The organism is Vitiosangium sp. GDMCC 1.1324 (assembly GCF_003044305.1).
In the GTDB taxonomy this organism is placed as follows: domain Bacteria; phylum Myxococcota; class Myxococcia; order Myxococcales; family Myxococcaceae; genus Archangium.
The window spans coordinates 388586-414606 of record NZ_PZOX01000005.1; the positions used below are offsets into that span (position 1 = coordinate 388586).

At 69.2% G+C, this 26021-nt stretch carries 23 protein-coding genes; 9 read left to right on the top strand and 14 right to left on the bottom strand.

Annotation, left to right across the window (positions count from 1 at the left end):
- The 4 genes from DAT35_RS17550 to DAT35_RS17570 all read left to right on the top strand — a co-directional run bounded on the left by DAT35_RS17550 (window position 1) and on the right by DAT35_RS17570 (window position 6078).
- Window positions 1–807 (top strand): hypothetical protein, encoded by an 807-nt coding sequence (locus tag DAT35_RS17550; RefSeq protein WP_108068435.1) that lies wholly within the window; start codon window positions 1–3, stop codon window positions 805–807.
- Window positions 808–821: 14 nt separating this feature from the next.
- The gene (locus DAT35_RS17555) at window positions 822–2453 is read left to right on the top strand and encodes a caspase family protein (RefSeq protein WP_369945861.1); all 1632 of its coding nucleotides are present in this window, start codon (window positions 822–824) and stop codon (window positions 2451–2453) included.
- The gene (locus DAT35_RS17560) at window positions 2453–3298 is read left to right on the top strand and encodes a carboxypeptidase regulatory-like domain-containing protein (protein WP_108068183.1); all 846 of its coding nucleotides are present in this window, start codon (window positions 2453–2455) and stop codon (window positions 3296–3298) included. Before DAT35_RS17555 ends, DAT35_RS17560 begins: the two co-directional genes overlap by 1 nt.
- Before the next feature lie 329 nt (window positions 3299–3627).
- Window positions 3628–6078 (top strand): hypothetical protein, encoded by a 2451-nt coding sequence (locus DAT35_RS17570; RefSeq protein ID WP_158501753.1) that lies wholly within the window; start codon window positions 3628–3630, stop codon window positions 6076–6078.
- A gap of 51 nt (window positions 6079–6129) precedes the next feature.
- Here DAT35_RS17570 and DAT35_RS17575 read toward each other — a convergent pair whose 3' ends face one another.
- The 4 genes from DAT35_RS17575 to DAT35_RS17590 all read right to left on the bottom strand — a co-directional run bounded on the left by DAT35_RS17575 (window position 6130) and on the right by DAT35_RS17590 (window position 9576).
- The gene (locus tag DAT35_RS17575; protein WP_108068185.1) at window positions 6130–6849 is read right to left on the bottom strand and encodes a DUF2063 domain-containing protein; all 720 of its coding nucleotides are present in this window, start codon (window positions 6847–6849) and stop codon (window positions 6130–6132) included.
- Entirely contained in the window at window positions 6846–7694 is an 849-nt protein-coding gene (locus DAT35_RS17580; protein WP_108068186.1) for a DUF692 domain-containing protein, read from the bottom strand. Before DAT35_RS17580 ends, DAT35_RS17575 begins: the two co-directional genes overlap by 4 nt.
- An 86-nt stretch (window positions 7695–7780) precedes the next feature.
- Complete coding sequence (locus DAT35_RS17585) at window positions 7781–8035, bottom strand: hypothetical protein (protein WP_108068187.1); 255 nt, start codon at window positions 8033–8035, stop codon at window positions 7781–7783.
- Window positions 8036–8046: 11 nt separating this feature from the next.
- Complete coding sequence (locus DAT35_RS17590) at window positions 8047–9576, bottom strand: hypothetical protein (RefSeq protein WP_199242922.1); 1530 nt, start codon at window positions 9574–9576, stop codon at window positions 8047–8049.
- A 437-nt stretch (window positions 9577–10013) separates the two neighbouring features.
- Between DAT35_RS17590 and DAT35_RS17595 the strand changes: the two genes are divergently transcribed.
- Both DAT35_RS17595 and DAT35_RS17600 read left to right on the top strand, forming a co-directional pair.
- On the top strand, window positions 10014–11576 hold the full coding sequence (locus tag DAT35_RS17595) for a short-chain fatty acyl-CoA regulator family protein (RefSeq protein ID WP_108068188.1): 1563 nt from the start codon (window positions 10014–10016) through the stop codon (window positions 11574–11576).
- 13 nt (window positions 11577–11589) lie between these two features.
- Window positions 11590–12459: a tetratricopeptide repeat protein gene (locus DAT35_RS17600; RefSeq protein ID WP_108068189.1), complete on the top strand. Its 870-nt coding sequence runs from the start codon at window positions 11590–11592 to the stop codon at window positions 12457–12459.
- Between the two features lies 1 nt (window position 12460).
- Here the strand turns inward: DAT35_RS17600 and DAT35_RS17605 are convergent, their stop codons facing one another.
- The 3 genes from DAT35_RS17605 to DAT35_RS17615 all read right to left on the bottom strand — a co-directional run bounded on the left by DAT35_RS17605 (window position 12461) and on the right by DAT35_RS17615 (window position 14732).
- Window positions 12461–12916 (bottom strand): hypothetical protein, encoded by a 456-nt coding sequence (locus tag DAT35_RS17605; protein WP_233261524.1) that lies wholly within the window; start codon window positions 12914–12916, stop codon window positions 12461–12463.
- A gap of 17 nt (window positions 12917–12933) precedes the next feature.
- Entirely contained in the window at window positions 12934–13710 is a 777-nt protein-coding gene (locus DAT35_RS17610) for a sulfite exporter TauE/SafE family protein (RefSeq protein WP_108068190.1), read from the bottom strand.
- Between the two features lie 101 nt (window positions 13711–13811).
- Complete coding sequence (locus DAT35_RS17615) at window positions 13812–14732, bottom strand: zinc dependent phospholipase C family protein (RefSeq protein WP_233261525.1); 921 nt, start codon at window positions 14730–14732, stop codon at window positions 13812–13814.
- A gap of 87 nt (window positions 14733–14819) precedes the next feature.
- Here DAT35_RS17615 and DAT35_RS17620 point away from each other — a divergent pair, with 87 nt between their 5' ends.
- Window positions 14820–16403, top strand: coding sequence for a leucyl aminopeptidase (locus DAT35_RS17620; protein ID WP_108068192.1), 1584 nt, complete (start codon window positions 14820–14822; stop codon window positions 16401–16403).
- Window positions 16404–16412: 9 nt separating this feature from the next.
- Here DAT35_RS17620 and DAT35_RS17625 read toward each other — a convergent pair whose 3' ends face one another.
- The 7 genes from DAT35_RS17625 to ruvB all read right to left on the bottom strand — a co-directional run bounded on the left by DAT35_RS17625 (window position 16413) and on the right by ruvB (window position 24091).
- Window positions 16413–17021, bottom strand: coding sequence for a hypothetical protein (locus tag DAT35_RS17625; protein ID WP_108068193.1), 609 nt, complete (start codon window positions 17019–17021; stop codon window positions 16413–16415).
- A gap of 94 nt (window positions 17022–17115) precedes the next feature.
- A complete protein-coding gene (gene pyrF / locus DAT35_RS17630; protein WP_108068194.1) occupies window positions 17116–17841 on the bottom strand; it encodes an orotidine-5'-phosphate decarboxylase in 726 nt (241 codons plus the stop codon).
- A complete protein-coding gene (locus DAT35_RS17635) occupies window positions 17838–19100 on the bottom strand; it encodes a DUF4388 domain-containing protein (RefSeq protein ID WP_108068195.1) in 1263 nt (420 codons plus the stop codon). Before DAT35_RS17635 ends, pyrF begins: the two co-directional genes overlap by 4 nt.
- 13 nt (window positions 19101–19113) lie before the next feature.
- Window positions 19114–20202, bottom strand: coding sequence for a thioredoxin domain-containing protein (locus DAT35_RS17640; protein WP_108068196.1), 1089 nt, complete (start codon window positions 20200–20202; stop codon window positions 19114–19116).
- A 49-nt stretch (window positions 20203–20251) separates the two neighbouring features.
- On the bottom strand, window positions 20252–21181 hold the full coding sequence (gene lpxC / locus DAT35_RS17645) for a UDP-3-O-acyl-N-acetylglucosamine deacetylase (protein WP_108068197.1): 930 nt from the start codon (window positions 21179–21181) through the stop codon (window positions 20252–20254).
- A gap of 385 nt (window positions 21182–21566) precedes the next feature.
- Complete coding sequence (locus DAT35_RS17650; RefSeq protein WP_108068436.1) at window positions 21567–23021, bottom strand: hypothetical protein; 1455 nt, start codon at window positions 23019–23021, stop codon at window positions 21567–21569.
- Window positions 23022–23053: 32 nt separating this feature from the next.
- Window positions 23054–24091: a Holliday junction branch migration DNA helicase RuvB gene (gene ruvB / locus DAT35_RS17655; protein WP_108068198.1), complete on the bottom strand. Its 1038-nt coding sequence runs from the start codon at window positions 24089–24091 to the stop codon at window positions 23054–23056.
- A gap of 117 nt (window positions 24092–24208) precedes the next feature.
- Here ruvB and DAT35_RS17660 point away from each other — a divergent pair, with 117 nt between their 5' ends.
- Together DAT35_RS17660 and DAT35_RS17665 are read left to right on the top strand one after the other, a co-directional pair.
- The gene (locus DAT35_RS17660) at window positions 24209–24895 is read left to right on the top strand and encodes a hypothetical protein (protein WP_108068199.1); all 687 of its coding nucleotides are present in this window, start codon (window positions 24209–24211) and stop codon (window positions 24893–24895) included.
- Entirely contained in the window at window positions 24892–25965 is a 1074-nt protein-coding gene (locus DAT35_RS17665; RefSeq protein WP_108068200.1) for a hypothetical protein, read from the top strand. The genes DAT35_RS17660 and DAT35_RS17665 overlap by 4 nt, the downstream gene beginning before the upstream one ends.
- Window positions 25966–26021 lie beyond the last annotated feature (56 nt).

Genomic DNA, 26021 nt, shown 5'->3' on the forward strand with positions numbered 1-26021 from the left:
ATGAAACACCTGGATGCCGAAGCCCTGCGAGCCCTCTCGGCCCATGAGCCCGAGGCGGTGGCGTACTTCCGCGAGCACCTCGCCCACCCGTGCGAGGAGTGCATGGACTTCCTCGCGAAGGTCCCCGGTCCCGGGCTGCTCGACGGCCAGGTGGATGCCCTCCTGCTCCAGCTCGCGCCGGCCCGGCAGGAGGAACCCAGGCTGGACGAGGTGGGTTTTGCCCGCGTCCGCCGTGGCATGAGGGGCCCCACGCGGCCCTGGCTCAAGGTGGGGGCAGCCGTGGCCCTGGCGGCCGGCCTCGCGGGGCTCATGCTCCTCCCCCGCGCCCAGCATCCGACCGGACGGGAGACGGGTGCGTGGAATGGGGTGAAGGGCGTGGGCCGGCTCGCCCTGGAGATGTCCGTGGTGGCCCGCGAGCCAGACGGAGACCTGCGCCGGATGGATCCGGGAGCCATCGCCTCGGAAGACGATGTGCTGGTGCTGCGCTACCACGCCACCGAGGCCGGTGAGGCCCTCCTCTTCCAGCAGCGCGACGGCGCCGCTCCCGAGCTGCTCGGCCGCTTCCCCCTCGAGGCCGGGACACACGAGCTGGAAGGCCCCCAGGGCCTGGTGGGCATCAGTCTGGAGGGCGAGTCCGGGCCGCTCGCCTTGTGGTTGGTGGGTTTCCCCTCGGGGCAGGTTCCCCCACCCGACGAGGTGCGCGATGCACTCACTCGTGGCGACATGGAGGAGAGCGCTGCCCTGGCGATCAACCGGTTCGAGCTCCAAGTTGGCGACCACGCAGGGCAGAATCCCCGCCCACGGTGAGATGCCTCGTCTTCATGCTGCTGGGGGTGCTCGCGGCCTGCGCGAGCCCGGGGTCGCTCGAGAAGGGCGACAAGGGCGGACTCGTGTCCGTGAAGGTGGATGAGACCGCGCTCTCGGAGGCCTATGCGCCCCGGAGGCTGGCCCTGCTGGTGGGCGTGTCGCAGTTCCAGGACGCGCAGTGGAGAGACCTGCGCTACTCCTCCAAGGACGCGGAGGACCTGGCCGCGGCGCTGAGGGATCCGGCGCGCGGCCACTTCGACCAGGTGCGCGTCCTCACCCGCCCCGAGGAGACGACCCGGGCCGCCATCCTCGGCGCGCTCCGCCAGTTGAAGCAGGAGGCCTCGCGGCCGGATGACGTGGTGGTGGTGTACTTCTCCGCGCACGGGACGCTGGCCCGCGATAGCAAGGGCGAGCTCAAGCGCTACCTGGTGACCGCCGACGCCGCGTACCGCGCCATTCCCCAGACAGCGCTGTCCATGGACGTGCTGAAGGCCGAGTTCGACCAACTCCCCTCGCGCCGCCGGCTGATGGTGCTGGCCACCTGTCACAGCGGCAGTGGCAAGTCGCTGCTGCCCCGCGAGCTGGAGGCCGAGCTGGCGGGGATCAAGGCCGGCTTCTACGCGCGGCCCATCGAGGAGTCGAGCCGGGCCTCCATGGTGTTCGCCGCCTGCGACTGGGGCGAGACGGCCCGAGAGGACGAGGGACTGAAGAACGACATCTACACCCACTTCCTCATCGACGGGCTGAACGGCGCCGCGGATCGCAACATCGACGGGGCCGTCACGGCCACCGAGGCCCATGACTACGCGCGCCGCCGCACCTACGCCTTCACCGAGGGGCGGCAGCGGCCCTCGGCGGAGATCCTGGAGGTGGGCGCGGATCCGGTGGTGCTCTCGGGCCGGATCGACCGGACGGGCCGCCCGGAGCTCTTCTCGTACAACCCCCGGCTGGACGGCTTCACGCTGAAGGTGGACGGAGAGACGCGCACGGAGCTGCCCGGAGGCGCCGCCGTGACGCCCGGCCGCCGCACCGTGGAGCTCACCAAGGGGGATGACATCCTCATCCGTGAGGTGGTGGACATCTCCGCGGGCGAGCGGCTGCCGCTGGAGCGCCTGCTGACCCAGGCCTTCCCCCACCGCTCGCTGGCGCTCATGGGCGGCATGTTCTCCTTCGTGGACGCGCGCAGCCGCAACGAGCTGCTGCCCGCCGCACCGGAGCTGGCGGTGGTGCTGCGGCTGGAGGAGCGCCCGCTGCCGGACCTGAGCCTCCTCTTCGACGTGAGCGGGAGCCGGGGCCATCGGAGCCTCCAGCTGACACCTGGCAACAGCGTGCCCTTCATCTACACCTCGCTGTCGCTGGGGGCCGCGGTGCCCTACACGTGGCGGTGGCAGCGCCTGTCGCTCTACGCGGGCCCACGTGTGGCCGCTCTGCTCCTCCAGCGGTCCTTCCAGACAGAGGCCTTTACCGGGGCACAGCAGTACTTCACCGTCAGCCCGGGCGTGGTGGGAGGTGTGGTGTGGCGGCTGAACGAGCGGCTGGAGCTGACATCGCAGCTGCAGATGATGGTGACGTACGTGGTGGTGGACGGGCGGGGGCAGGCCGTGGGTTTCACCGGCGGATGGGCCGGCATGGGGTACCGCTTCTGATGCGCCAGATCGGCTACAGCGTGCTGATGGGACTCGCCTTCGCGGCGGGGGCGTGCGGGGGGTTCGACAACACCCCCTTCCGCACGGGGACCGTGCGCGGCCACATCACGGAGGCCGACCCGGCGGTCGCCCTCGTGTCGCTGGTGGGCAACCCGGACATCCGCGGCACCGTGAACGCGGACGGAAGCTTCCTGGTGGAGCGCGTTCCAGCCGGCCCGGGGGAGCTCTTCATCGTGGCCTCCGCGAACAAGGCGTTGCGCCTGCCGGTGGTGGTGCCCGGGGGAGGCTCGGCGCGACTGGAGGACGTCAAGCCGCGCGCCGCCGGCTTCCTGGAGCTGAAGGTGAGGGCCCCCGGACACCAGCGGGTGGGCAACGGGCAGGTGTCCGTGACGGGCACGCCCTTCCAGGGGTTGCAGCTCGAGGAGAATGGGAAACGGCAGGTGGGTCCGCTCCCTGAGGGTTGCTATACCCTGGAGACGTCCGTCCCCGGCTTCCCGGTGAAGACGACGGACGCGTGCGTGGGAGAGGACGAGCACAAGGAAGTGAAGATCGATCTCCCCGAGCCGGACGAGGACTTCGCCAGCCGTGGTTGCAGCGTCAACGGCTGTGAGAGCGGCAGCCACTGCGCAGCGGATGGCCGGTGCCTGGAGTGCGTCTCGGATGACCAGTGCGCCCCAGGCCTTTCCTGCCAGAGCGAGCGCTGCAGGGCCCCTGGCGAGCCGTGTAAGCCCTGTGATGAGAATGAGGACGAGGGGTGCCCGTCCGACGGCCAGGGCCAGGGCTGCGAGGAGTTGCGCGAGGGCGTCTCGGCCTGCATGGCGCGGTGTGACAACCAGATCTGGTGAGGCCGGGTCACTCTGCGGGTGGGCACCTTCCGTGACAGCGACGGGCACTACCGCGCTCGAGGGATGACGCAGAAACCGTGCGTCGAGGGCACCTGCACCTACCACTGCGCCACGGGCGCGGCCCGGCTGCCCGCGTGGCGAGCGACTCGGAAGTACTCACCGGGCTCCCCACGCCAGGGGTGATCCATTCGTGAGAATTCAGGAAACCTCGCGTCCTCGCCCTCCCGGCTGCGATCCCGTTTCAAGCTTGCGGTGCGGATGAAGACACGGCCGGGCAACCACATGAACCCCCAAGCCAGACGTCAGAAATGGCGGTACGCTAGAGGCCTATGTGGAAGAAAACCTGGCTACTCGGCATCCTGATGGCAGCGACCGCGCTGTCTGGCTGTTCCTCCTGCGGCGACAAGCCCGGTGGGGGCGGTAATACGGTGGATGGCGGAGATGGCGGCGGCGGCTCACAAAACGATGGAGGCGGCGGCTCTACCGACGGCGGCGGCGGCTCTACCGACGGCGGCGGCGGCGGTTCTACCGATGGCGGCGGCGGCGGTTCTACCGATGGCGGCTCCACTGACGGAGGAGGAGGCGGCAGCCCCACGCTGGGCTCCCTGACGATTTCTCCCACCAACCCGACCCTCGCTGTCACGGGCAGCACAGGCGTCCTCCAGGCCTTCACGGTGAGGGGGACCTTCACCGACGGGCACACGGAGGACATGACGAGCCGGTCCAGCTTCAGCATCGACGATACGCGGCTGGGCACCTTCGGCGGAGCGAGCTTCACCTCGAGCACCACCGTCGGCGGCGCCAGCACCGTGCGTGCCCGGGTGGGCACCATGTCCGTCTCCACCCCCATCACGGTGCGGCTCGACCAGAAGGTGTCGGACACGCCTCCGGCCGGCAGCACGAGCACCACGCCCGTGCCCGCCGATCCGGGCTCGAAGTTCGGCGGCACGGTGGACACCTCGTACAAACCGCAGATCGTCTACCCCAACAATGGCGTCCTGGTGCCGCCCAACCTCGGGCAGTTGGAGATCCACTTCCTGCCGAACAACGCCTCCACCTCGCTGTTCGAGCTCGCCTTCTCCAACAGCATCACCAACGTGCGCGTGTACATGCGCTGCTACCTGCCGTCGGGCTTCACCCTGCCCTCGGGAGTGAGCCGCGGTTGCATCTACACGCCCGAGGACAAGGTGTGGAAGTTCCTGGCCGAGAGCAACCGTGGCGGCCAGCCGGTGAAGGTCACCGTGCGCTCCACGGACGACTCGGGTTCTGGCACGGTGGGCGTGTCCGATCCCATCGCCATCCAGTTCGCCCGCGCCGAAATCAAGGGCGCGCTCTACTACTGGACCACCTCGGGTGGCACCGGCGTGATGCGCTACGACTTCGCCGGCGGCACGGGCACGCAGACGGCCTCGCCCGTACTGAGGGCCAGCAACATCAGCACCAGCGTGAGCTGCGTGGGCTGCCACGCGCTGAGCCGCAACGGCAAGAAGCTGGTGGCCGAGGTCAATGGCCAGAACGACGGCCGGCTCGCCCTGGTGGACCTGTCCACCTTCAAGAGCACCGACAAGATCCCCCTGTCGCAGGGTGGCGTGAAGCTGAGCAACTTCGAGTCGTGGAACCCGGACGGCACCAAGTTCGTCGGCGTCTACGCCGATAGCGGCACCTCCCGCTACTCCCTGCAGATCTTCAACGGCGACACGGCGGCCTTCGAGTCGGAGATCCCCAACAGCGGCGACTCCACCAACCCCGCCAACCACCCGGACTGGAGCCCGGATGGCCAGACGATCGCCTACATGTCCATGAGCAACATCGGCTCGAGGACGAACCAGCGCAGCTGGATGGGCACCATCAAGATGGTGACGGCGAAGACGGGCGGCGGCTGGAACGCCCCGGTGACGGTGGTGGCTCCCGAGACCTACAAGAACCGGTACTACCCGGCCATCGCGCCCGACAACTCCTTCCTCGTCTACAACGAGTCCCTCTGCGTCACCGCCGATACGGACAAGAACTGCAACGGCGATACGGACCCGTCCGCCCGGCTGTGGGCCGCGAAGCTGCAAGCCGGCGCCCAGCGGGTGGAGCTGGCCAAGGCCAACGAGGGCGGTGTGATGGACAAGGGCGAGACGAAGCTGACCAACAGCTACCCGAAGTGGAGCCCCTTCGTGACGCGCGGCAACTCGGGCGACACCAGCCGGCTGATGTGGGTGACGTTCTCCTCCTCGCGCAAGTACGGCCTGCGCGTGCCCATCACCACCGGAGGCGATGAGAACCCCAGCGGCACCCTGCTGTGGATGGCGGCGGTGGATCCCGACAAGGTGAGCGCGGGAGTGGATCCGTCCTACGCGTCCTTCGCCCTGCCCTTCCAGGACCTCAGCACCTCCAACCACATCGCCCAGTGGGCCCAGTACCTCGTGAGCAACGGGTGCTCCACGGTGGGCGAGGGGTGTAACTCGAGCGGTTCCACCTGCTGCAACGGCCTGCAGTGCGTGCAGACCAGCTACGATCCGCCCATCCCCTGCGACGTGGCCGGCGCCTGCGTGTGCCAGGCCATCCCGCAGTGCGCGCCGTCGTTCGAGAAGTGCTCGTCCGTCGCGCCCTGCTGCGACGGTCTGAGCTGCGTGGATGACTCCACCGGTGGCGCGTGCAGCGGCCCCAACTGCACCTGCAAGCCGCCGTGCTCCAACGTCAACCAGCCGTGCGGCGGCGCCTCGGCCTGCTGCGACGGTCTGCGGTGCACGGATACCTCGAGCGGCAGCGTCTGCCGGATCATCATCGAGTAGCCGCACCCGCCGCGGCGGCTCCGGTCCACGCCGGAGCCGCCCGGTGAAGTCTCAAGGCGACAGGACGAGGCCGTCCGCCACGCACGACTCCACCGCGGCGCGGATGTCCGCCTCGGCCACGCTGGTCGCCTCCGCCACCTGAGGCGGCGTCAGTCCCTCCACCGCCATCTTCAACGCCAGCAGCGAACGATCGTTCGCTGACAGGTACATCGTCACCAGCCGCTCGGGGTGCCGCCACAGCAGCGCCATCTCCTGCCCCGGCTCCGGTCGCGCCCTCCGCTCCTTCGCCCGTACGTACGCGCAGAGCTGGAAGGGGTGCTCCAACACCACCAGCGTCGGGTTCACCGTCAGCCGCTCCACCTTCTCCGGCACCGGCTCCATCGACGTGTACACGGCGAAGTCCGCCCACTCGAAGCGAGCCAGCGAGGGCAGGAAGTCCGGCAGGCCGCGCCGCTCCGCCTCGTCCGCGAGGAAGCCCGGAAAGCCCTCGCCCAGGTGGTTCATCTCGTAGGGACGCGAGGGCCTGGACGCCTCGTAGGCCCGCCCCAGTTCCGCCCACAACGCCTCGTCCACGCACGCACGCGTCAGCGGGTAGAGCTTGTCCAGCGTGGACCTGCCGTGGTGGGCCACCATCCGGCCGTAGAGCTCCACGCGCGAGCGCGGTGCGTCCCAGCCCGGGTGCGCCGCGTACAGCCGTTCCAGTGCGTCCGGGCCCGGGGTGAGGAAGAACTCCGTCATCGAATCGAAGAAGCCGCGCAGCCCGGGTTTCATCGCGACTCCACCTCCGCCAGCACCGCGCGAGCCCGGTCCGCCTCGTCCAGCACGGCCTCCAACGAGGGAATGTCCTGATCCCATTCGATGAGCGTCGACACCGGCCCCGTGCGCTCCAGCACGTAGCGGTACAGCGACCACACGTCGTCGCAAACCGCCGCCCCGTGCGTGTCGATGATGACGTCCGGCAGGCGCTCGTGCCCCGCCAGGTGGATCTGCACCACCCGCTCCAGCGGCAGCGCGTCCACGAAGGCCCGCGGGTCATACCCGTGGTTCTGCGAGTTCACGTACACGTTGTTCACGTCCAGCAGCAGGCCACAGTCCGCCTGCTCCGCCACGTGCCGCAGGAAGTCCGCCTCGTGCAGGGTGCCCCCCGGCATGCGCGCGTAGTAGCTCGGGTTCTCCAGCAGGAAGGGCCGGCCCACCCGCTCCTTCACCTCGCGCACCCGCGCCACCACGTGCTCCACCGCCTCCTCCGAGAAGGGCAGCGGCAGCAGATCATAGAGGTACGCCCCGCCCAACCGCGTGTAGCACAGGTGGTCCGAGAAGAAGGGCGCGTCCACCCGCTCCACCAACGCCTTCAGCCGCGAGAGGTAGTCCTCGTCCAGCGGCTCGGGCCCGCCGATGTTCAGCGCCACCCCATGGGGCAACACCGGCCAGCGCTCCACGCACGCATCCAGCGCGCGCTGGGGACGGCCTCCGAGCGTGAGGAAGTTCTCCGGGATGATCTCCACCCAGTCCAGCGCACGGGAGGTCTCCGGGAGCTGCGCGTAGAACTCGCGCCGCAACCCGATGCCCGCTCCGAGCGGCTTCAATCCATGTCTGCGCGCGTAGCTCACTGACACGTCGGCACCTCGGGAAAAGACACGGGCGGCGGGAAGAGGCTCCCCACCGCCCGAAAGAGAACCCCGGGGATTCCGGGGGCTATCCCTTACTGCGGCTTGGCGGCGCCACAGCCGTCCTTGCCACAGCCGTGCTCGCTGCCCTTCTCGGAGGTGGAGGCGGCCTTGCCGCTGCACTTGGCCTCGCCGCCCTTCTCCTGGGTGGCCTCGGCGCCACCCTTGCAGGACGCCTCGGTGCCCTTCGCCTCGGAGGTGGCGGCCGCGGGCTTCGCGGTCGCACAGCCGGTGGCCAGAGAGCCGAGGGACAGGGTACCGACGATGGCTGCCATGGTCTTGACGTTCATGGTGTTTCCTTTCACTGCGTGAGGGGTGGCAACTGCACGTGGCGAGGACTCCCATCGCGAGAGACGAAGGGGTCGCGGTCAGACATACGCGCTCCGAATTTCGCGGTTACAGGGCCTCGGCGCGCTCCTTCCAGGGCTTCCCGCACCTGGCTGTCACGCGCGGCACCGAGCCTCACTCCGTCCGGCCCGGGCTCCACGCCCAGCGCTTGTAACAGAGGCTCCACCCCGGCAAAAGCAGGCTGGGACAGGTGGCGCTCGAGCAACTCGTGGAAGAGCGACCGACCCGCGACGGCATCCACCGCCGCACCAAACTCGTCGAAAGTTGCGGTAGGGCCGGAACTGGCGAGCCGCTCGAGCACCTCGTCCAGGCTCCGCGTGTTGCCAGTAGCGCGGCGCAACTCCACGTCCACGAGCAGGGCGAAGAGAGCCCCCGTCCAATAGATGCCCTGGAAGGAGGCGCCGTGAGTCATGACGTCCTCCATCGTCCGGGTGCCCACGGCGGCGCGCCCACGGGAGAAACCGGAGACCAGCTCCGCCCAGGCCTGCTCCGGCGTCTGCCTGCCTGAGCGCGCTCGCGCCAGCTCCGTGTAGTAGGTGGCCAGCCCCTCGGACAGCCAGGCGATGTGCGGCACGAAGGTGGGGTGCGCCAGGTGGAGGAGCTCGTGCACGGCCACCCAGTCCCGCGGGAAGAACTCGGGCCCCGCCTCCTGGCCCACCAGCACGGAGACGCTCGGCGGCGAGCTCCACAGCACCATGCCGAAGACGGCGGGTGCCTGGCGTCCCGGCACTGGGATGACGCGCACGGTGATGCGTGGGTACGGGAAGTGGCGCCGCACCGTGAGCACCTCGCTCGCGGCCTGGTGGAGCCACGCGCAGAGGCCGGCGTCATCCATGCGCGACATGTGGCCGAGCACCGCCACTTCCATCACCGCGTCCGGTAGCCGCACCGTGCACCGCCGTCCGCCGAAGGCATGGAAACCCGAGTCCACCAGATCTCCACCCTCCAGCCGGTAGACGCCGCTCGCATCCGGTTCCCACGGCAGCAGCGCGTCCACGCCCTCCACCACGAGCTCCGCGCGAAGCGAGGGCGATACCACGCGAGGGCGCAACAACCAGGCCCGGCCCGCCACATGCCACGAGTCCCCTTCGCCCATGCCGGAGGAGAAGTCCGGGCGCGCCCCCCGGACGCGAGCCTCCAAGGGATAGCGGTAACGCAACAGGCGCGTGTCCCGCGGGACGAGGACGCGGCCCTCCGGAGACACGGACAGCTCGTGGCCGGAACCTTCCGGGCCGAAGACACGCACCCGGTCGACTCCGCCAGGTTGGGTGAAGAGGAAGTCCCGGGGGGCATTCTCACCAACGAGGACGAGCTCCACGTCCAGCGCATGCACCGGCTCGCGGACATAGGTGACGCGGTAGCGCAGCGCCGTCGGATCCTCGCCCGGCCGAAGCGGAAGCGTCCGAGCCGGCTGGCACGCCCCCAACACCAACAGCAGGGACACCCGTACCGCGAAGGAGAGGACCGGCCTGGATGAAGGCATCACGCACCCCGCTGCCCGCAGAAACCCGGACACTCTATCGGCGCACTCATGGTGTGGCCGGGAGACGAATCGTGAGGTCACTCCCCTGCCCCCAGACCGGCAAGGCCACCGATCACCTTCCGGGTCTCTCCTCAACGGACTCGCCGCCCCCCGATTCCCCACCCCGTTGCTGGTAAACCGTAGCGGTAAAACTTTGACAGACCTTCTAGGGCATGGCCCGACAGGTCGCAGAGCTGTCCACCAAGCATTGTGAAATCAAACGGTTAGCCACTTCAGGACGGGTGGGGACGATCACCAGGCCCTCCCTCCGTTCCGTTGAGGACAGGGGCGGTTGCGCTCGAAAACGTTTATTGCAAATCGGTAAATGCCTCCGCACAGTGGCGTGTCGGAGGGGCCGGGTACTGGGGTAGAGGACCCCCCATCCAGGAAGCGCGGAGATGAACGAGAACGCACTCAACGCGAACGTGGGCCTGAAGCTGCGCAGCCTGAGACTCGCGCGGAACATCAAGCAGACGGACGCGGCCAAGGACCTGGGAGTCTCCCCGGCGTACCTGAACCTCATCGAGAAGGGCAAGCGGGTCATGCCCTTCCCGCTGCTGTGGAAGGCCCTGCGCTACTTCGACCAGGACCCCGAGCAGTTCATGTCCACGCTGGGCGAGGGCCGGGTGGACGAGGCGCTCGCGAAGCTGCTGGACGAGCCGCTGCTCAAGAGCCTCGACATCGATCCGGAGTCGCTGCAGAGCCTGTCGGCGGAGCCGAAGCTGGCGGGCACGGTGGCGGCGCTCTTCAACCTCTACAAGAACACGCGCACGCAACTGGAGAACGTGCTGGCGCAGCTCAACGCCGAGGAGCGGGCGCGCACGCAGTCGGTGCCGGGCAGCTCGGCGGGGCCGGGCCTGCGCTTCGACTACTCGCCCTTCGACGAGGTGAGTGACTTCCTGCAGTCGCACCACAACTACTTCCCCGAGCTGGAGGAGCAGGCCGAGGCGCTGCGGCGCGACTTCAAGCTGGGGCGCCTGCTCACCAGCCCGCAGTTGGTGCCGCTGCTGGAGGAGCGCTTCGGCTACCGCGTGCGCTTCGAGTCCGCGGTCAGCGGCTCCTCGGTGGTGCGCCGGTTCGATCCCGAGTCCCAGGAGCTCATCCTCTCGCCGGACCTGATGGAGCAGCCGCTCAAGTTCCAGCTCGCGACGTCCATCGGCCTGCTGGTGCTGGACCGGGAGAAGCTGGTGGAGCGCATCGTCGGTGCGGCGCGCACGCGGCACGCGGAGACGCTGCGCCTCATCAAGGTGAACCTGGCCAACTACTTCGCCGGCGCGCTGATGCTGCCCTACGGGGACTTCTTCAAGGAGGTGGAGCGCACGCGCTACGACGTGGAGCTGCTCTCCAACCTCTTCGGCACCACGTACGAGACGGTGGCCCACCGGCTGTGCAACCTGTCGGACCCCAAGCGCAAGGGCCTGCCCTTCCACTTCCTGCGCTCGGACATCGCCGGCAACATCTCCAAGCGCTACAGCGGCACCGGCATCAAGTTCGCCACGGGCGGCGGCTCATGCGGCAAGTGGGCCGTGCACCTGGCCTTCCTCAACCCGTCCCAGCTCACCCGGCAGTATTCGATGATGCCGGACGGCACCTCGTACTTCTGCTTCGCGAAGGTGCAGCTGCAGCCGATTGAAGGCTCCATCGTGCGCGGCACGGCGTACTCCATCGGCCTGGGCACGCACGCGGAGAACGCCAAGTACCTGGCGTACGGCCTGCCCACCACGGATCTGCGCAAGGACGCGGTGCCCAGCGGCATCTCCTGCCGCTTCTGCGAGCGCACCGACTGCAACCAGCGCGCGGCCGCCAGCTACCGCTTCGCCTTCTCCTTCGACGAGTACACCAAGAAGGATTGCTTCTTCTCGCCCCTGCTCGTCCACGAGGCCGGCCGGGGTGGCGATCACCTGCGTGCGGATTCGCTGGACAAGCAGCCGCGCCGACGCAACAAGGGCGAGGAACACTGAGCCCCATCCCCCCATGAGCATCTCCGACACCGAACGCGCCCATATCCTCGAAGCCCTGCAGAACCAGCGCAACGCGCTCGCCACGACGCGCATCACCGGTGAGCCCGGGGAGATCGGCCGGGGGCTCGTGCACCTGGCCGAGCTGCACGGCATGCTTGAGGACCACGCCGAGAGCCGCCGTCACTACGAGGAGGCGCTGGGCTTCTTCCAGACGGCCGGGGACAAGCACGGCCAGGCGCAGGTGTACTTCGGCCTGGGCGTGGCACGCGCCAACTTCGAGGACCACCGGGGCGCCATCGAGCAGATCGCCAAGGCCGCCATGCTCTTCAACGAGCTGAAGGACCAGGAGAACGAGGCGCTGTGCCGCGCGGCCGTCGGCGAGTCGCTGCGCTCGCTCGGTCAGGCCAAGGCCGCCGAGGAGAAGTACCAGGAGGCGCTGCTGCTCTACCGGCAGTCGAAGAACGGGCCGCGCATCGCCCAGCTGCTGCTGGACATCGGCGACATCCGCATGGAGGCGGGCGAGTACGAGGCGGCGCGCAAGCGCTTCGCCGAGGCGATGCCGCTGCTGGAGAAGGAGGGAGACCCGGAGCCGCTGGCGCTGTGCCGGTTGCTGCTGGGTGAGGCCGAGGGCCTGCTGGGCAACCACAACTCGGCGCGACCGTTGCTCCAGGCGGCGGTGGACCTCTACGAGGAACTGCACGATCACGTGTACGAGGCGCGAGCCCGGTGGGACCTGAGCATCGCGTACACCTTCGCCCAGGAGTGGAAGGCCGCGCGCGAGCAGCTCGAGGCGGTGATTCCGCTCTTCGAGGAGCAGGGACGCCAGGACGACGTGGCGAAGGCCCGCAAGGTCCTGGCGCACTTCGACGCGCGCGGGGTGTGAGTCAGGCGTGGAGCCCCGCGCCCACCGCCAGCGCGAGCAGCCCCAGCACACCGGCCGCGTAGAGCGCGTACTTCCACTCGCCGCGGATGCCCAGCGTGGTGCCAGCCACCACCAGCCGCACCACGGGCGTCACCAGCAGGGCCGACGCCGCCCCCTTGCGCAGCACGTCGATGACCACGTGCACGTTCTCGGACCTGGGAAGGGCCTCCAGCGCCAGTGAGGTCAGGAAGAGCGCTCCGCTGCACATGGCCCCGCCCCGGAGGAGCCGGGAGATCCACAGCTCCCCCGCCTCGGCGCGCGCCACCTGCGCGGGGGTGGCTGCTGTCGCGGGCGCCTCGGGGGCGTCGTGGGTCCCCTCCTGAGCATGGGCCCCTTCGGGCAGTCCCTCCTGGACGGCCTGCGTCAGGTCCATGTGGGCCGGGTTCTTCAAATCCACCGGAATGGCCCTCGTCAGCACCTCGGGCCCCCCCCTCGTCAGTTCGGCAGACTCGGCCACAGTCCCTCCCCTCCCTTCCACAGCATCTGGGCCGCCACCAGCAGCAGCACCAGAGCGAACAGCCGCCGCAGCACCGCCGTGGGCAGGCGCGGCATCAGCCGGCTCCCCACGGACGCACCGGCCAGCACCCCCACCACCAGCGGAGCCACCAGCGCGAGCTTCACGTGCCCGCGCCACGCGTAGGCGGCCACGCTCGCCGCCCCCGTCACGCCGATCATCAGGTTGCTGGTGGCGCTGGCCACCTTGAAGGGCACTCGCATGCCGTAGCTCATCAACGGCACCTTGAGTGGGCCCCCGCCCACCCCCAGCAGGGCCGACAGTCCCCCGGCCACGAAGGAGCCGGAGATGCCCAGCGGGTAGTTGGTGGGAACGTAGTCCTCGACACGCTGCTCCGGCGGCGCGCGCATCAGCAGCATCTGCGCCGACACGTACAGGGTGAAGAGCCCGAAGACGAGCGCCACCCACGCCGGAGCCAGCAGGCTCGCCACCAGCCCTCCGACGATGGCGCCCAGCACCGTGGCCAGCTCCAGCGTCAATCCCAGACGGATGTCACTGAGCCGACGCTCCACGTAGCTGGCCGCCGCGCCGCAGGAGCTGGCCACCACGCACATGAGGCTCGCGGGGACCGCTTCCTCCAGCGGAACCTTGAAGCCCAGGACCAGCGTGGGAACCAGGATGACCCCTCCTCCTACACCCAGCAGCGCACCGGTTGCACCCGCGAGGACACCGGCTGAGATGAGCAGGAGAAGCGTCATACCCACGAAGAGGATAGGGGTCACCTTGCCGATCGGATAGCGGCATTCCCCTTGACCTCCGGTGCTCGACTGGCCGGCTGCTCCTCACCCGGCTCGAGCACCTAGGCGGCGTATGCACCGATGGTGCCCTCGGGGAACTCCTCGAGGAAACGCGCGCGAGCACGCGGAGTGAAGATGCCGCGTGCCATGTACGCCAGCAGACGCCGCAAGACGGCGCGCGTCTGATCCACCGCGTGCTCCACCTCGGCGGCGAAGTCGAAGGCGTCGTTGCGGTACAGCTCCTGGAAGCTGAGCTGGGACCAGGCAGGCAGGGCCTGCATCCGCCCCATGGGGCTGGAGAGATACAACCCCGCCAGGTACAGGCCTCGCACCCACCCATCCACCTGGGCCTTGGTGGGCGCCTGCTGCAGCGTCTCCTGCGAGGCCAGCCGCACCAGCTCGTAGATGCCCCGGCCGATGCCCTTCACCGGCAAGCCGGCGCTCTTGGTCACCTCGAACTTCGAGCGCAGGCGCGGGCTGCCGACCAGGTCCACCCCGTGCAGCTCCCGCAGGTAGAAGAGCGTCTGCGTCCATTCAATCTTCCGGTGCGCGGCGAGCGCGTGCTCACCCCGGCGCCGGTGGCGCACCACCAGCCTGTCCACGTGCGGATGGAGGGCCCGATCCAGGGACAGGTGGGTGAAGTAGCCGGCCAGCAGCGCGAGCCCGGCCTCGGTGCCCACCAGCGCTCCGGCGGCCACCAGCTCGGCCATCTTCAGGCCCAGGCCCACTGGCGCCCGCTCGTGGTACAGCCGCGCGAAGTGGGGCCAGTCCCGCCCACCATGGCAGGAGTGGAGTGCGCGAATCCCCTCGCACAGGGGGAGATCCGGCAACGCCGCGCCGAAGCGCGCGTAGGCCAGGTCCTCGGTCAGCGCGCGCACGAAGTCCTCGGGGAGCGCTCCCGGGTTGGCGGCCAGTCGCTCGATGGCCGTGAGATGCAGCAGCAACGAGGGCATGTGTCGGACGTAGCCAGCACGGCGTGTCATTGCAACGACGGAAAGCTCGACCGTTCTTGCCTGAAACATTCGCGGCGCTACAGTCGCCAACCCCATTTCCAGGAGCCCGTTTTCCGTATGAACTTCAGCTTCATCTCCGGCGAGGCCGCCCGCGCGAGCGGTGAGCTGCTCGTGATTCCCCTCTTCGACGGCGAGACCGGGGACAAGCCGCCCGCGCCGCTGGCCGGAGCCAACTCGGCGCTGGAAGGCCGGCTGCTCACCGCCGCCACCCAGGAGGGCTTCAAGGGCAAGAGCGACCAGACCTTCGTGGTGCACTCGCTGGGCCGGCTCGAGGCGGAGCGCGTGGTGCTGCTGGGCCTGGGCTCACGCGCCCGGTACACCCCCGAGGTTCTTCGCCTGGCGGCCGGCCGAGCCGCGAAGACGGCCCAGCGCCTCAAGGCGCGCACACTCGTGTTCGCCGTGCCCGAAACGCAGGACACGCCCGCCGCCCTGCGCGCCGTGGTGGAGGGCCTGGAGCTGGGCGCCTACCGCTTCGAGCGCTACAAGTCCTCGGCCAAGGAGGACAAGAACGCGCCGAAGCTGACCACGGTGCGGCTGGCGCTCCCCGGCGGCGTGGAGAAGACGAAGGAGCACGATCAGGCCGTGGCGCTGGGGCAGCGCGTGGCCGAGTCCACCAACTGGGCGAGGGACCTGGTCAACGAGCCCCCCAACGTCGTCAACCCCGAGCACCTCGCGCGGGCCGCGCAGGAGATGGGGCGCGAGGCCGGCCTCAAGGTGACGGTGGGCAACCGCAAGGAGATCGAGCGGCTGAAGATGGGGATGTTCCTCGCGGTGGCGCAGGGCAGCGTGAACGAGCCCAAGCTCATCCACGTCGAGTACACGCCGAAGAATGCCCGGCACGCGAAGAATCCCCCGGTGGCGCTGGTGGGCAAGGCCATTACCTTCGACTCGGGCGGCCTGTCGCTCAAGCCCACCGACTCCATGGTGGACATGAAGACGGACATGGCGGGCTCGGCCGCGGTGCTGGGGGCCATGCGGGTGATCGCCACCCTCAAGCCGCCCTTCCCCGTGCACGCCTTCATCGGCGCCTGCGAGAACATGCCCTCGGGCACGGCCTACCGGCCCGGTGACATCCTCACCTCGCGCCTGGGCAAGACGGTGGAGGTCACCAACACGGACGCCGAGGGCCGCCTGGTGCTCGGCGACATCCTCACCTGGGCCACCGAGCACAAGCCGGCGGCGATCATCGACCTGGCGACGCTCACCGGCGCGTGTGTCGTCGCCCTGGGCAACTACATCGTGGGCGCCTTCGGCGACCATGATCCGACGGTGTACGACGTGCTTGAGTCGGCGCACACGGCGGGCGAGGAGATGTGGCGCATGCCCATCAGCGAGCTGCAGAAGGACGCGCTGCGCTCCGAGGTGGCGGACATGAAGAACTCGGGCGAGCGCTGGGGCGGCTCCATCAACGCCGCGCTCTTCCTCAAGGAGTTCGTGGGCGACACGCCGTGGGTGCACCTGGACATCGCCGGCCCGTCCACCAGCCCCAAGGAGCGAGGCTACCTGGGCAAGGGCGGCACGGGCGTGGGCGTGCGCACGCTGGTGGAGTACGTGCGGCGCCGCACGAACCAGCTCGAGGGGAGCGAGGCCGCCGAGGCCCCTGCTCCCAAGCCGGCGCGCGGCGGCCGGGCGAAGGGCTGAGGCCCCTGCTCAGGTCTGCTCGGGCGCGACGGGCAGCGGACGGACGCTCTCGAAGAGGGCGTTCACCGTCTTGGGCACCTCGTCCGGAGCGGTCGTGGGCCAGGTGGCGAGCATCATGAAGACGTGGCCGGGGCTGCCGTCGCGCACCACCACCCGGCCGCGCACGTTGTCACCCACGGCGAAGTCGAAGCCCACGGCGCTGTCGGACATGGACAGTGGCACGGGGTCCGAGGTGACGAAGCCCGGCTGGCTGCGCAGGCCCACCGTCAACCGCTCGGCGAACTGGGCGGGCGTGGCCACCGCCGGCGCCACCTGCAGCACGACCTGGGCACCGCTCGAGCGGTGGCGCAGGACGACGGGAATGGCGAGCCCCTCGGGGGTCTTCTCATCCGTCTGATCCAGGATCCACTCACCCCCGGGCTGGATGAGCTCGAAGCCGAGGGCCTCGTCCACATACCGTCGGGAACCAGACTGCTCGGAGTCCAGAGACTGGGAGCGGGCCACCGCGCCGGAGCCTCCGGTGCCCGGGTCGGACGGCTCCCTCACCGCCTGCTTCGCCCCACTGCATGCCGTGCAGAGAGCGACCAGGCCCCACCCCAACAACCGCCTTGCGTCCATGAGTTCTCCCCCAGCCAGATGGCCTTGGGGGCACAAAGTGGGTACGGAGCACAAGGGCGGCCAGGGGTCCTCGTGCGCGAGCCCGAGAGCGCTGTCAGGCGGTGGAAACTTCGTCGGCGATGGCACGCGCGGCGGCCAGCGGCTCCGCGGCGGTGTGGATGGGGCGGCCCACCACCAGCAGATCCGCTCCCGCGCGCACCGCGAAGGCCGGGGTCTCCGCGCGGCTCTGGTCTCCCTTGGCCGAGCCCGCGGGGCGGATGCCGGGCGTGCACAGGAAGGGCGTGGGGCCGAGCTCGCGGCGGAAGGCCTCGGCCTCGCGAGGCGAGCACACCAGCCCGTCCACGCCGGCGCGCACGGCCAGCTTCGCCAGCCGCAGCGCCGCCTCCTCCGGGGCGCCGGAGAGGCCCACCGAGGCCACGTCCTCGGCGGACATGGAGGTGAGCACCGTCACCGCGAGCACCTTCGGAGCCTCATGCCCCTTGGAGCGGGCACCCTCGCGCGCGCCCTTCACGGCGGCCTTCAGCATGGCCTCGCCCCCAGCAGCGTGAACGGTGAGCAGCGACGCCCCGAGCGCTCCGGCGCGTGCGGCCGCCAACTCCACGGTGTTGGGGATGTCATGGAGCTTCAGATCGAGAAACACCTTCGCGCCCAGCTTCAGGAAGGCGACCACGGCGGCCGGGCCGTGCTCGACGAAGAGCGAGAGACCCACCTTCGCGTAGGCCACGTGGGGAGCCACCTGCTGGTAGAGGCGCAGACCCTCCTCCAGCGGCAGATCCGCGGCGAGCGCGAGCCGCGCCCGCGCCTGGGAAGCATCCGTCACGAGAGTCCCTCCTGGAGATCGCGATAGCTGCGGTAGAGCCGCTCGGACATCTCGCCCGGCAGCACGTTGCGCGCGGAGAAGAGCGCGTAGGAGACGAAGCCGTCGAGCGCCTCGAGCGTCATGGCGCGCGCCAACGCCTCGTCTCCACCAGAGACGTTCTGGCGGATGCGCGCCACGTCCACCCGGCCATCCGGGCCGAGCGTCACCCCCTCATAGGCCGTCTCCAGGCCGGGCTGGGGCGACTCGAGGAAGCCGCGCAGCAGATCCGGGTTGGCGCCCGCGAGGCGGATGGCGGTGTGGATCTGCGCGAGCAGCGCGTTGAAGCGCTCCTCGGGGCTGAGGGGAGCCACGGGAGGCGGAGGCACCGCCATGAAGGTGCCAGAGGCGCGCCGGGGCAGGGGCGGCGTGGAGGCCTTCTGCTGAAGGACGAGCGCACCATCCCGAGAGCGCTCCTCCACCCACGTCAGGAAGGAGAAGAGGCTGCCCTCCCAGAGGGAGCGCAGCGCGCCCAGCGTGGTCCCGGCGGCGGCCCTGGCGAAGAGGGCCTCCTCACCCGGGGGTGGAGACTCCGGGCCGGCCAGCACGGGCGTGTCATCCGGGAAGTGCTTGCGCAGCCGGGCCACCAGCTCGCCGCGCTTCATCCCCTGGAGGACGAGGTCCTTGGTGCGCTCCTGGAGCTTCACCGAGTCGCCCTCGGGAGGACGGCCCTCGAGGAAGAGGAAGCTGCCCTCGGACATCTCGAAGAGGTTGAGCACCACCTCGCGCACCAGGTACGTCATGGCGCTGTAGAGGTTGGCTTCCGAGAGGAAGCCCTCGCGGGTGAGCACGGCGCCGATGCGCAGGGTGGGCGTCACCTTGCCGAGCGCATGATGGAGCTGCTCGGGAGTGACGAGCCCCAGCTGCACCACCACGGCGCCGAGCCGCTCATGGTGCACGCTGGAGACGGCGAAGATGGGCTGCCCGTCGCGGAAGCTGACGGTGCGCTGCACCAGGCCGTGCTGGAAGATGAGCTGGCCGCTGCGAACGCCCGAGAGGACGTGGCCGAGCACCTCTTCCACGGCCAGCGAGCTCAAGCTGCCAGCGAAGAAACCGGTGAGGGCGGCGGGCTCCCGCAACAGCACCATCCCCTCGGGCGAATGGAAGTGCGCCACGAGAGGATGGCCGGGAGAGAGGCTGGTGGCGAGCGGGCGCTCCAACTCGAGCGCGGCCGGCTCACCACTCAGCCCCAGGCGAGGCGTAGCCTTGGGGCGTGTCGCCACGCGCGCAGGCTCCTTACTTCTTCGCCTGCAGCTCGGAGTCGATGACGCTCTTGAACTCGTCGAAGGGCTGAGCGCCGGAGAGCAGGATGCCGTTGATGAAGAAGGCCGGGGTGCCGTTGACGCCCACCTTCTGACCGTCGGCCATGTCGGCCTGCACGGTGGCGGCCTTCTCGCCGGAGTCCAGGCACTTGTCGAACTTCGCCGAGTCCACGCCCACCTTCTTGGCGTACTCCTTCAGCTTGGGAACCTCGAGCTCCTTCTGGTTGGCGAAGAGCGTGTCGTGCATCTCCCAGAACTTGCCCTGGTCATTGGCGCACAGCGCGGCCTCGGCGGCCTTGGGCGCCTGCTTGTGGAACTCCAGCGGGAACTGGCGGAACACCAGGCGCACCTGGTTGGGGTAGGCCTTGAGGACCTCCTCCACGGTGCCGATGGCGCGGCTGCAGAACGGGCACTGGAAGTCGCTGAACTCCACGATGGTGACGGGCGCGCCCTCGGGACCCTTGGCCGGGCCGGTGGCGGCCACCTGCTTGCGCTCCACCGGCGGCTTCGGCGGCTCGGGCAGGGTGATCTGCACGTTGGCGTTCTTCTTCAGCTCGTTGAAGTACTCGCGAGCGCGCTCCTGCTTCTTGGAGCCGTTGAGGAAGTCGACGATCTGCGGCTTCACCTGCTCGTAGGTGGTGCCCGGGGGCAGACGCTCCTTGGCCTCGTCATACAGCTTCTTGATCTCCGCCTCGGGCGGCGCCGGAATCTTGTCGTCGACCTCGGCCTTGACCAGCTGCTCCTCGGTCATGTTGCGCTTCTTGGCCTCGGCCTGCACCAGCTTCTCCACCACGAAGCCATCCAGGCCCTGCTTGCGCAGCTGGAACTTCTGCTTGTCCAGGTTGGCCAGCGGCTCCTTGATGCGATCGTTGAGCTCACCGAAGGTGATCTTCTGACCATCGCCGAAGGTGGCCACGACCGTGTCCGGAGTGGGCTCCGCCGGGTTGGCGGCGGTGGGAGACGGAGTGGGGGCGGTCGCCGGGGCCTTCTCCTTGTTGCAACCGGAGAAGAGGGAAGCCGCCAGCAGCGCGGCCATCAGGGTGGAAGTAGAGCGCATAAGCATGGGAAAGGGGTGCTTAGTCGAGAAAACCCCGGACCCGCAAAGAAATTTCTCACGCCACCAGGGGCTCGAGCCCGAGCTCCGGCAGGCGCAGCTCCGGCAGTTCCAGGTGCTTGCGCGCCGGGACGATCTCGTAGCTGCTCGGGTCGGCGAGGACGGCCTTCACCAGCTTCTGGTTGAGCGCGTGACCCGTCTTGAAGGCCTTGAGGTGGCCCACCACGGGACGGCCGAACAGGGAGATGTCCCCGATGGCGTCCAGGATCTTGTGACGCACGAACTCGTCGGGGAAGCGCAGGCCATCCGGGTTGAGGATGGAGAACTCGTCCACCACGATGGCGTTGTCCAGCGAACCACCGCGCGCCAAGCCCATCTTCTTGAGCATCTCCACGTCGCGCAGGAAGCCGAAGGTGCGCGCGCGGGAAATCTCCTTGGCGAAGCAGCGGTCGGAGAACTCCAGCTCGAAGGCCTGCTCGGTGATGAGCGGGTGCTTGAAGTCGATGGTGCAGGAGATGCGGAAGCGGCTGGCGGGAGAGAAGCTCGCCTCCTTGTCGCCGTCCACCACGGAGACCGTCTTCTTGATGACGAGCAGGCGGCGGGGCTCCTCCTGCTCGCGCACGCCGGCCTCGGCGATCAGCGCGGCGAAGGGCGCGGCGCTGCCATCCATGATGGGCACCTCGGGGCCGTCCAGCTCCACCCGCACGTTGTCCAGCCCCATGCCGGCCAGGGCCGACATCAGGTGCTCCACCGTGCCCACCTTGACGCCTTCCTTGCCCAGGGTGGTGGCCAGCGAGGTGTCCACCACGAACTCCGTCAGCGCGGGGATGGCCACCGGGCGGGGCGTGTCCGTGCGCACGAAGACGATGCCGTGGTTCACCGGCGCGGGCAGCAGCGAGAGGTTCACCGGCGCTCCGGAGTGGAGCCCTACCCCCTGGCAACGGACGGGCTGGGTGAGGGTGCGCTGGTTGTAGGAGGTGTGAGCCATGGTTCGGTGTCGCCTCTTCGATGCGGGTGCTTCACTGTTCACTGCCCATCTGACGCGCCGCGTATCGATGCAAACCACACGCCATTGGGCCCACACCCGGAAGGGGGAAACCGGGCCTCTCTGAGCGTCCCAAGTATTGGGAATCACTGGAGTTTCTGGCTGGTTTGCCAGGACCACCGAAGCCTCCGGCGCCCTGCCCCCCTCGACTCGCTGTGCACCTACCCCGTCACCGTGACAAATGTGTCAGGACTTCCACTCGCTGACCGCCCTATGACGCGTCATGGCGCGACCCAATAACGCAAGCGGATGCCCGGAATCAAACGGTTGACAAACGAATCCGTGACGTAAGGAGGACTTACGATGACGGACTCCTGACAACCGCGCCTCACCGGGTGGCGGCAAGGAAACGGTCCCGGAGCAGCTCGGCCTCGGCCCGGTCGAAGTTGAAGCCCCGGAGCTGCGCGCGCCGGCTGACGGCGGCGAAGGTGTTCTCCAGCACCATGGAGAAGGCGCGCAGATCCTCGATGAGGCGGGTGCGCACGGCGGGGCCCTCGGGCGGCCAGGGGAGCTCGGTGAGCAGCGCGCTGAAGCGATCGAAGGCCTCGTAGTCCACGTAGCGCAGCAGCTGGTAGCTGCCGTCCTGGAAGTAGCCGAGGAAGGCCACGATGCTGGAGATGACGGACTCGGCGGACGGCACGTCGTCGTTGCGCAGGTGCCCCTCCGCGGCGCGGCACAACTGGGAGAAGACCCACAGGTCCTTGCGCAGCCGCTCGGCAGCCTCCATGGAGGAGGCGAGCTGCTCGAAGGGGGCCTCGCCGGAAGCGGAGCCCGGAGCGAGCGCCTCGGTGAGGGTCACCACCTGCGTCTGGAAGAGCTGGGTGAAGGCGTAGGAGGCGCGGGCGGCGGCGGCGCGGTCCCGGTCCAGCTCCACGAGGATGTCGCGGGCGATGCGCTCCGTCTCGCGGGCGATGTCGCGGGCGACGCGCAGACACGCGGCCTGGAGGGGCTTGGGACCCGCCTTGGGAGCGAGCTCGTTCTTCAGGTAGCCCACGAGGCTGAGCGCCTCGCTGCGCACCAGCGCGAGCAGCACGCGCACGCGGCGGGGAATGGGGCCCTGGGCGTCCTGGCTCACGTAGGCCAGGTAGTGCAGGAGGCGGAACATGCCCAGGTAGGCGGTGGTGAAGAGGGGCCGGGTCTCCGCCGGCACCGTGGAGAGCAGCGACAGCAGGCGCACCGAGCGCAGCCGGTCGTACTCCAGGCGGAACTCGTTGAGGCGGCAGGGCCGGAAGTAGCGGTTGAGGACGATCTCCCGCAGGACGAGGTTGCCCACGTCATTGAAGAGGCTCAGCCCGCACACCGGCAGTTGCAGCAGGTGATCGATGAGGTTGCGCAGCGACTCGAAGGACTGGCGCAGGACGAAGAGGCTCTCCTGGGGCGTCTCCTGATCCTGCTCGCCTTCGATCCGCGAGCGGCGCATCCGGTCGTCGGAGAGCTGCGTCTCCACGTAGCGGCGGAACTGGAGCTTCTGGGTGGAGTCCGGATCCAACAGGTGCCGCGCGAGGCGGATGGCCTGGCTCAGGGTGGCGCGGACGTCCTTGAGCTCCTCGCGGAAGTCACGGGTGACGAGCGGCTGATCCTGGGGATCGATGACGCCGTTGTCGTGCAGGTGGACGTAGCGCTCCACGCCACGCAGGAGCATCTCGAACTCGAAGAGGAGCTCCTCGCGGGCCTCCACGGGCAGGGCGCGCAGCCAGCGCTCGCGCTCGGCGAGGAAACCACCCCGGTTGCCCTGGGAGGTCCGGACGAGGTCCTCATAGAAGTCGCGAGGAACGCGCGACATGCGAGGCGGCTGGACGACGGTCGCGGTGGTGCTCACCAGAGTGTCCCCTGCGCCGTGGGGGGCGCCTTCTTGTTGAAATAGGTGTACGCGAGGTGCGTGGCCACGCGGCCCCGCGGCGTGCGCTGGAGGAAGCCTTCCTGGAGAAGGAACGGCTCGTACACGTCCTCGATGGTATCGCGCTGCTCGCCCACGCTGGCGGCGATCGTCTCCACGCCCACCGGGCCCCCGCCGAACTTGTCGAGGATGGTGAGCAGGATCTTCCGGTCCATCGCGTCCAGGCCGGAGGCGTCCACGCCCAGACGGGTGAGCGCCTGCGAGGCCAGCTCCTGGGTGATGCGGCCATCCCCCTCCACCTGGGCGAAGTCGCGCAGCCGGCGCAGCAGCCGGTTGGCGATACGGGGCGTGCCCCGGGCGCGGGTGGAGATCTCCTTCGCCCCATCGCGCTCCAGCTTCACCCCGAGGATGCGCGCCGAGCGGTTGAGGATCATCTCCAGGTGCTTGGGCTCGTAGTACTCGAGCCGCTCCTGGATCTGGAAGCGGTCGCGCAGCGGCGAGGTGAGCAGACCCGTGCGCGTGGTGGCGCCGATCAGGGTGAAGGGCGGCAGGTCGATCTTCATCGCCCGGGCGGCGGGGCCGGTGTCGATGGTGATGTCCAGCCGGAAGTCCTCCATGGCCGGGTAGAGGTACTCCTCGATGGCGGCGTTGAGGCGGTGGACCTCGTCGATGAAGAGGATGTCGCGCTCGTTGAGGTTGGTGAGCAGTCCGGCCAGATCGCCCTTGCGCTCGAGCGCGGGGCCGCTGGTGACGTGGATGCCCACGCCCAGCTCGGTGGCCATGAGGTAGGCGAGAGACGTCTTGCCCAGACCCGGAGGCCCGGAGAAGAGACAGTGGTCCAGCGCCTCCCCGCGGCTCCTGGCGGCCTGGACGTACACCTTGAGCTTCTCGACGACGGCGCTCTGGCCCACGTACTCGTCGAAGGTGCGCGGACGCAACGAGGCCTCGACCCGGACCTCGTCGTTGAGCGCCTCTCCCGAGAGCGTGTCGTCGGACTTCCGCTTCGACTTCGCCATACCAGTCAACCCTCTGCCGTCACCCTACCAGAACGGCTCTGTGTCGCGGGCCCTCTCGCGGCGGTAGACTCCCGGAGTGCCCGCCGTCAGGCCGCTTGCCCAGGGAGCCAGCCCGTCGTGAAGGGACTCATCTTCGAACTCTCCATCCCCAAGTACGTCCTCGCCAAGGGGATTGGAGGCATGTACCCGAAGTTGCACTACGGGCGCGGGAGCTGTCTCTCCCTGCGTGAGCTGGCCTCCCCCACCCTGCCCGGCCCGGACTGGGTGCGGCTGCGCCCGCTGGCGGTCAACCCGCTGTTGCCCTGCCGCCTGCGGGGCATCCAGCCGCCCTGCAAGCCGTGCGCGTCCGGCCAGGAGAACGGCTGCGAGAACACGGCCGAGGGCTGCCTCGCTCCCGGGCAGATGCTCGGCTTCCAAAAGGACCTGCCGGGGGGCATGAGCACGGAGATGGTGGCGCACCCCTCGCAGCTCCACCCCCTGCCACAAGGTGTGGGTGACAAGGCGGGCGTGCTGGTGGGAGCGGCGGGCCTCCTCGAGCGCGTGGACTGGACGACAGTGTGGCGCAACGAACTGACGCTGCTCGGCGCCTACGTGTACGGGCCGGAGCGCTTCCGCGACGGGCGTAAGCACACCTTCGACCTGGTGCTCGAGCTGCTCGCCCGCCGGGAGGGCCCGGATCCGAGCATGCTGGTGACGACACATACCTTTCCGCTCGCGCGTTACCAGGAGGCCATCGAGGCCAACCTGGCGCGTGGCCGCCACCAGTCCGTGAAGACCGTCTTCGACCTCAGGGAGAACCCATGAACGCCTCGTTCCGTCCCCTTCCCTTCCTCGCCGAGGCCCGCGCCGAGCCCGTATCCGCGCTGCGCCTGCAGAAGCTCCGACGGGCGGCGCAGGAGGCGCGCGATGCCTTCACGGCTGGAGGCCCCGTGGCGGCGGTGACCACGTGCGACCTCGTCACGTTCCCCTACCCGTCGCAGTTCGCCTTCAGCGGAGGAGCGCTGTCTCCGGCGCCCTACGTGATGATGACGAACCGGATGCAGGTGGTGCAGTACCAGGAGGACGGGGTGACGCGCACCCTGCTCTTCAACCCGAGCGACTACGAGCGCGGCCAGGCGGCCCCCTTCTTCAAGTCCCTGCGCGAGAAGTATGGCGACTTCATCTCGGACAAGGTGATGAGCCGGAGAATCGCCACGGTGCAGAGCCACCTGGCCGCGCTGGGGCTGCATCCGGAGGACGTGGACTACATCGCGTTCGACCACCTGCACGTGCAGGACGTGAGGCGGTGGCTGGGTGGAGACGGAGAGCCGGCGTATTTCCCGAGGGCGAAGCTGCTGGTACAGCGGACCGAGTGGGAATCGGTGAAGAACCTGCACCCGCTGGAGAAGGTCTGGTACGTGCCGGGCGGGACGGACGGCGTGCCGGAGGAGCGCGTGGTGCTGCTGGACGGAGACGTGTGGCTGGGCCGGGGCGCCGCCATCCTGTCGACGCCGGGACACACGATGGGGAACATGTCGCTCGCGGTGGCGTCGGACAAGGAGGTGTTCGTGGTGAGCGAGAACGGCGTGGCAACGGAGAGCTATACGCCGCTGCAGTCGGGCATCCCCGGAGTGCGCGCCTGGGCCGAGCACATGGGCTGGGAGGTGGTGCTCAATGGCAACACCCGCGAGAGCTCTCTGGAGCAGTACTCGTCCATGATTGTCGAGAAGGTGTTCGCGGGCCCGTCGCGAGTGGAGGGAGCGTTCGTGAACTTCCACCCGTCCTCGCTGCTGACGAGCTCGCTGGTGGCGCCGGGCCTGTCACCCACCATCATCCTGCCGGCGCCGAACCACGGAGACATCCGCCCGACCACGGCCGCCCGCCGCGCGGCCTGAGACGCACTGACGGGCCATCGGGCAAAGGAGCGGAAGCGCTCCTCTGCCCAGGCCTG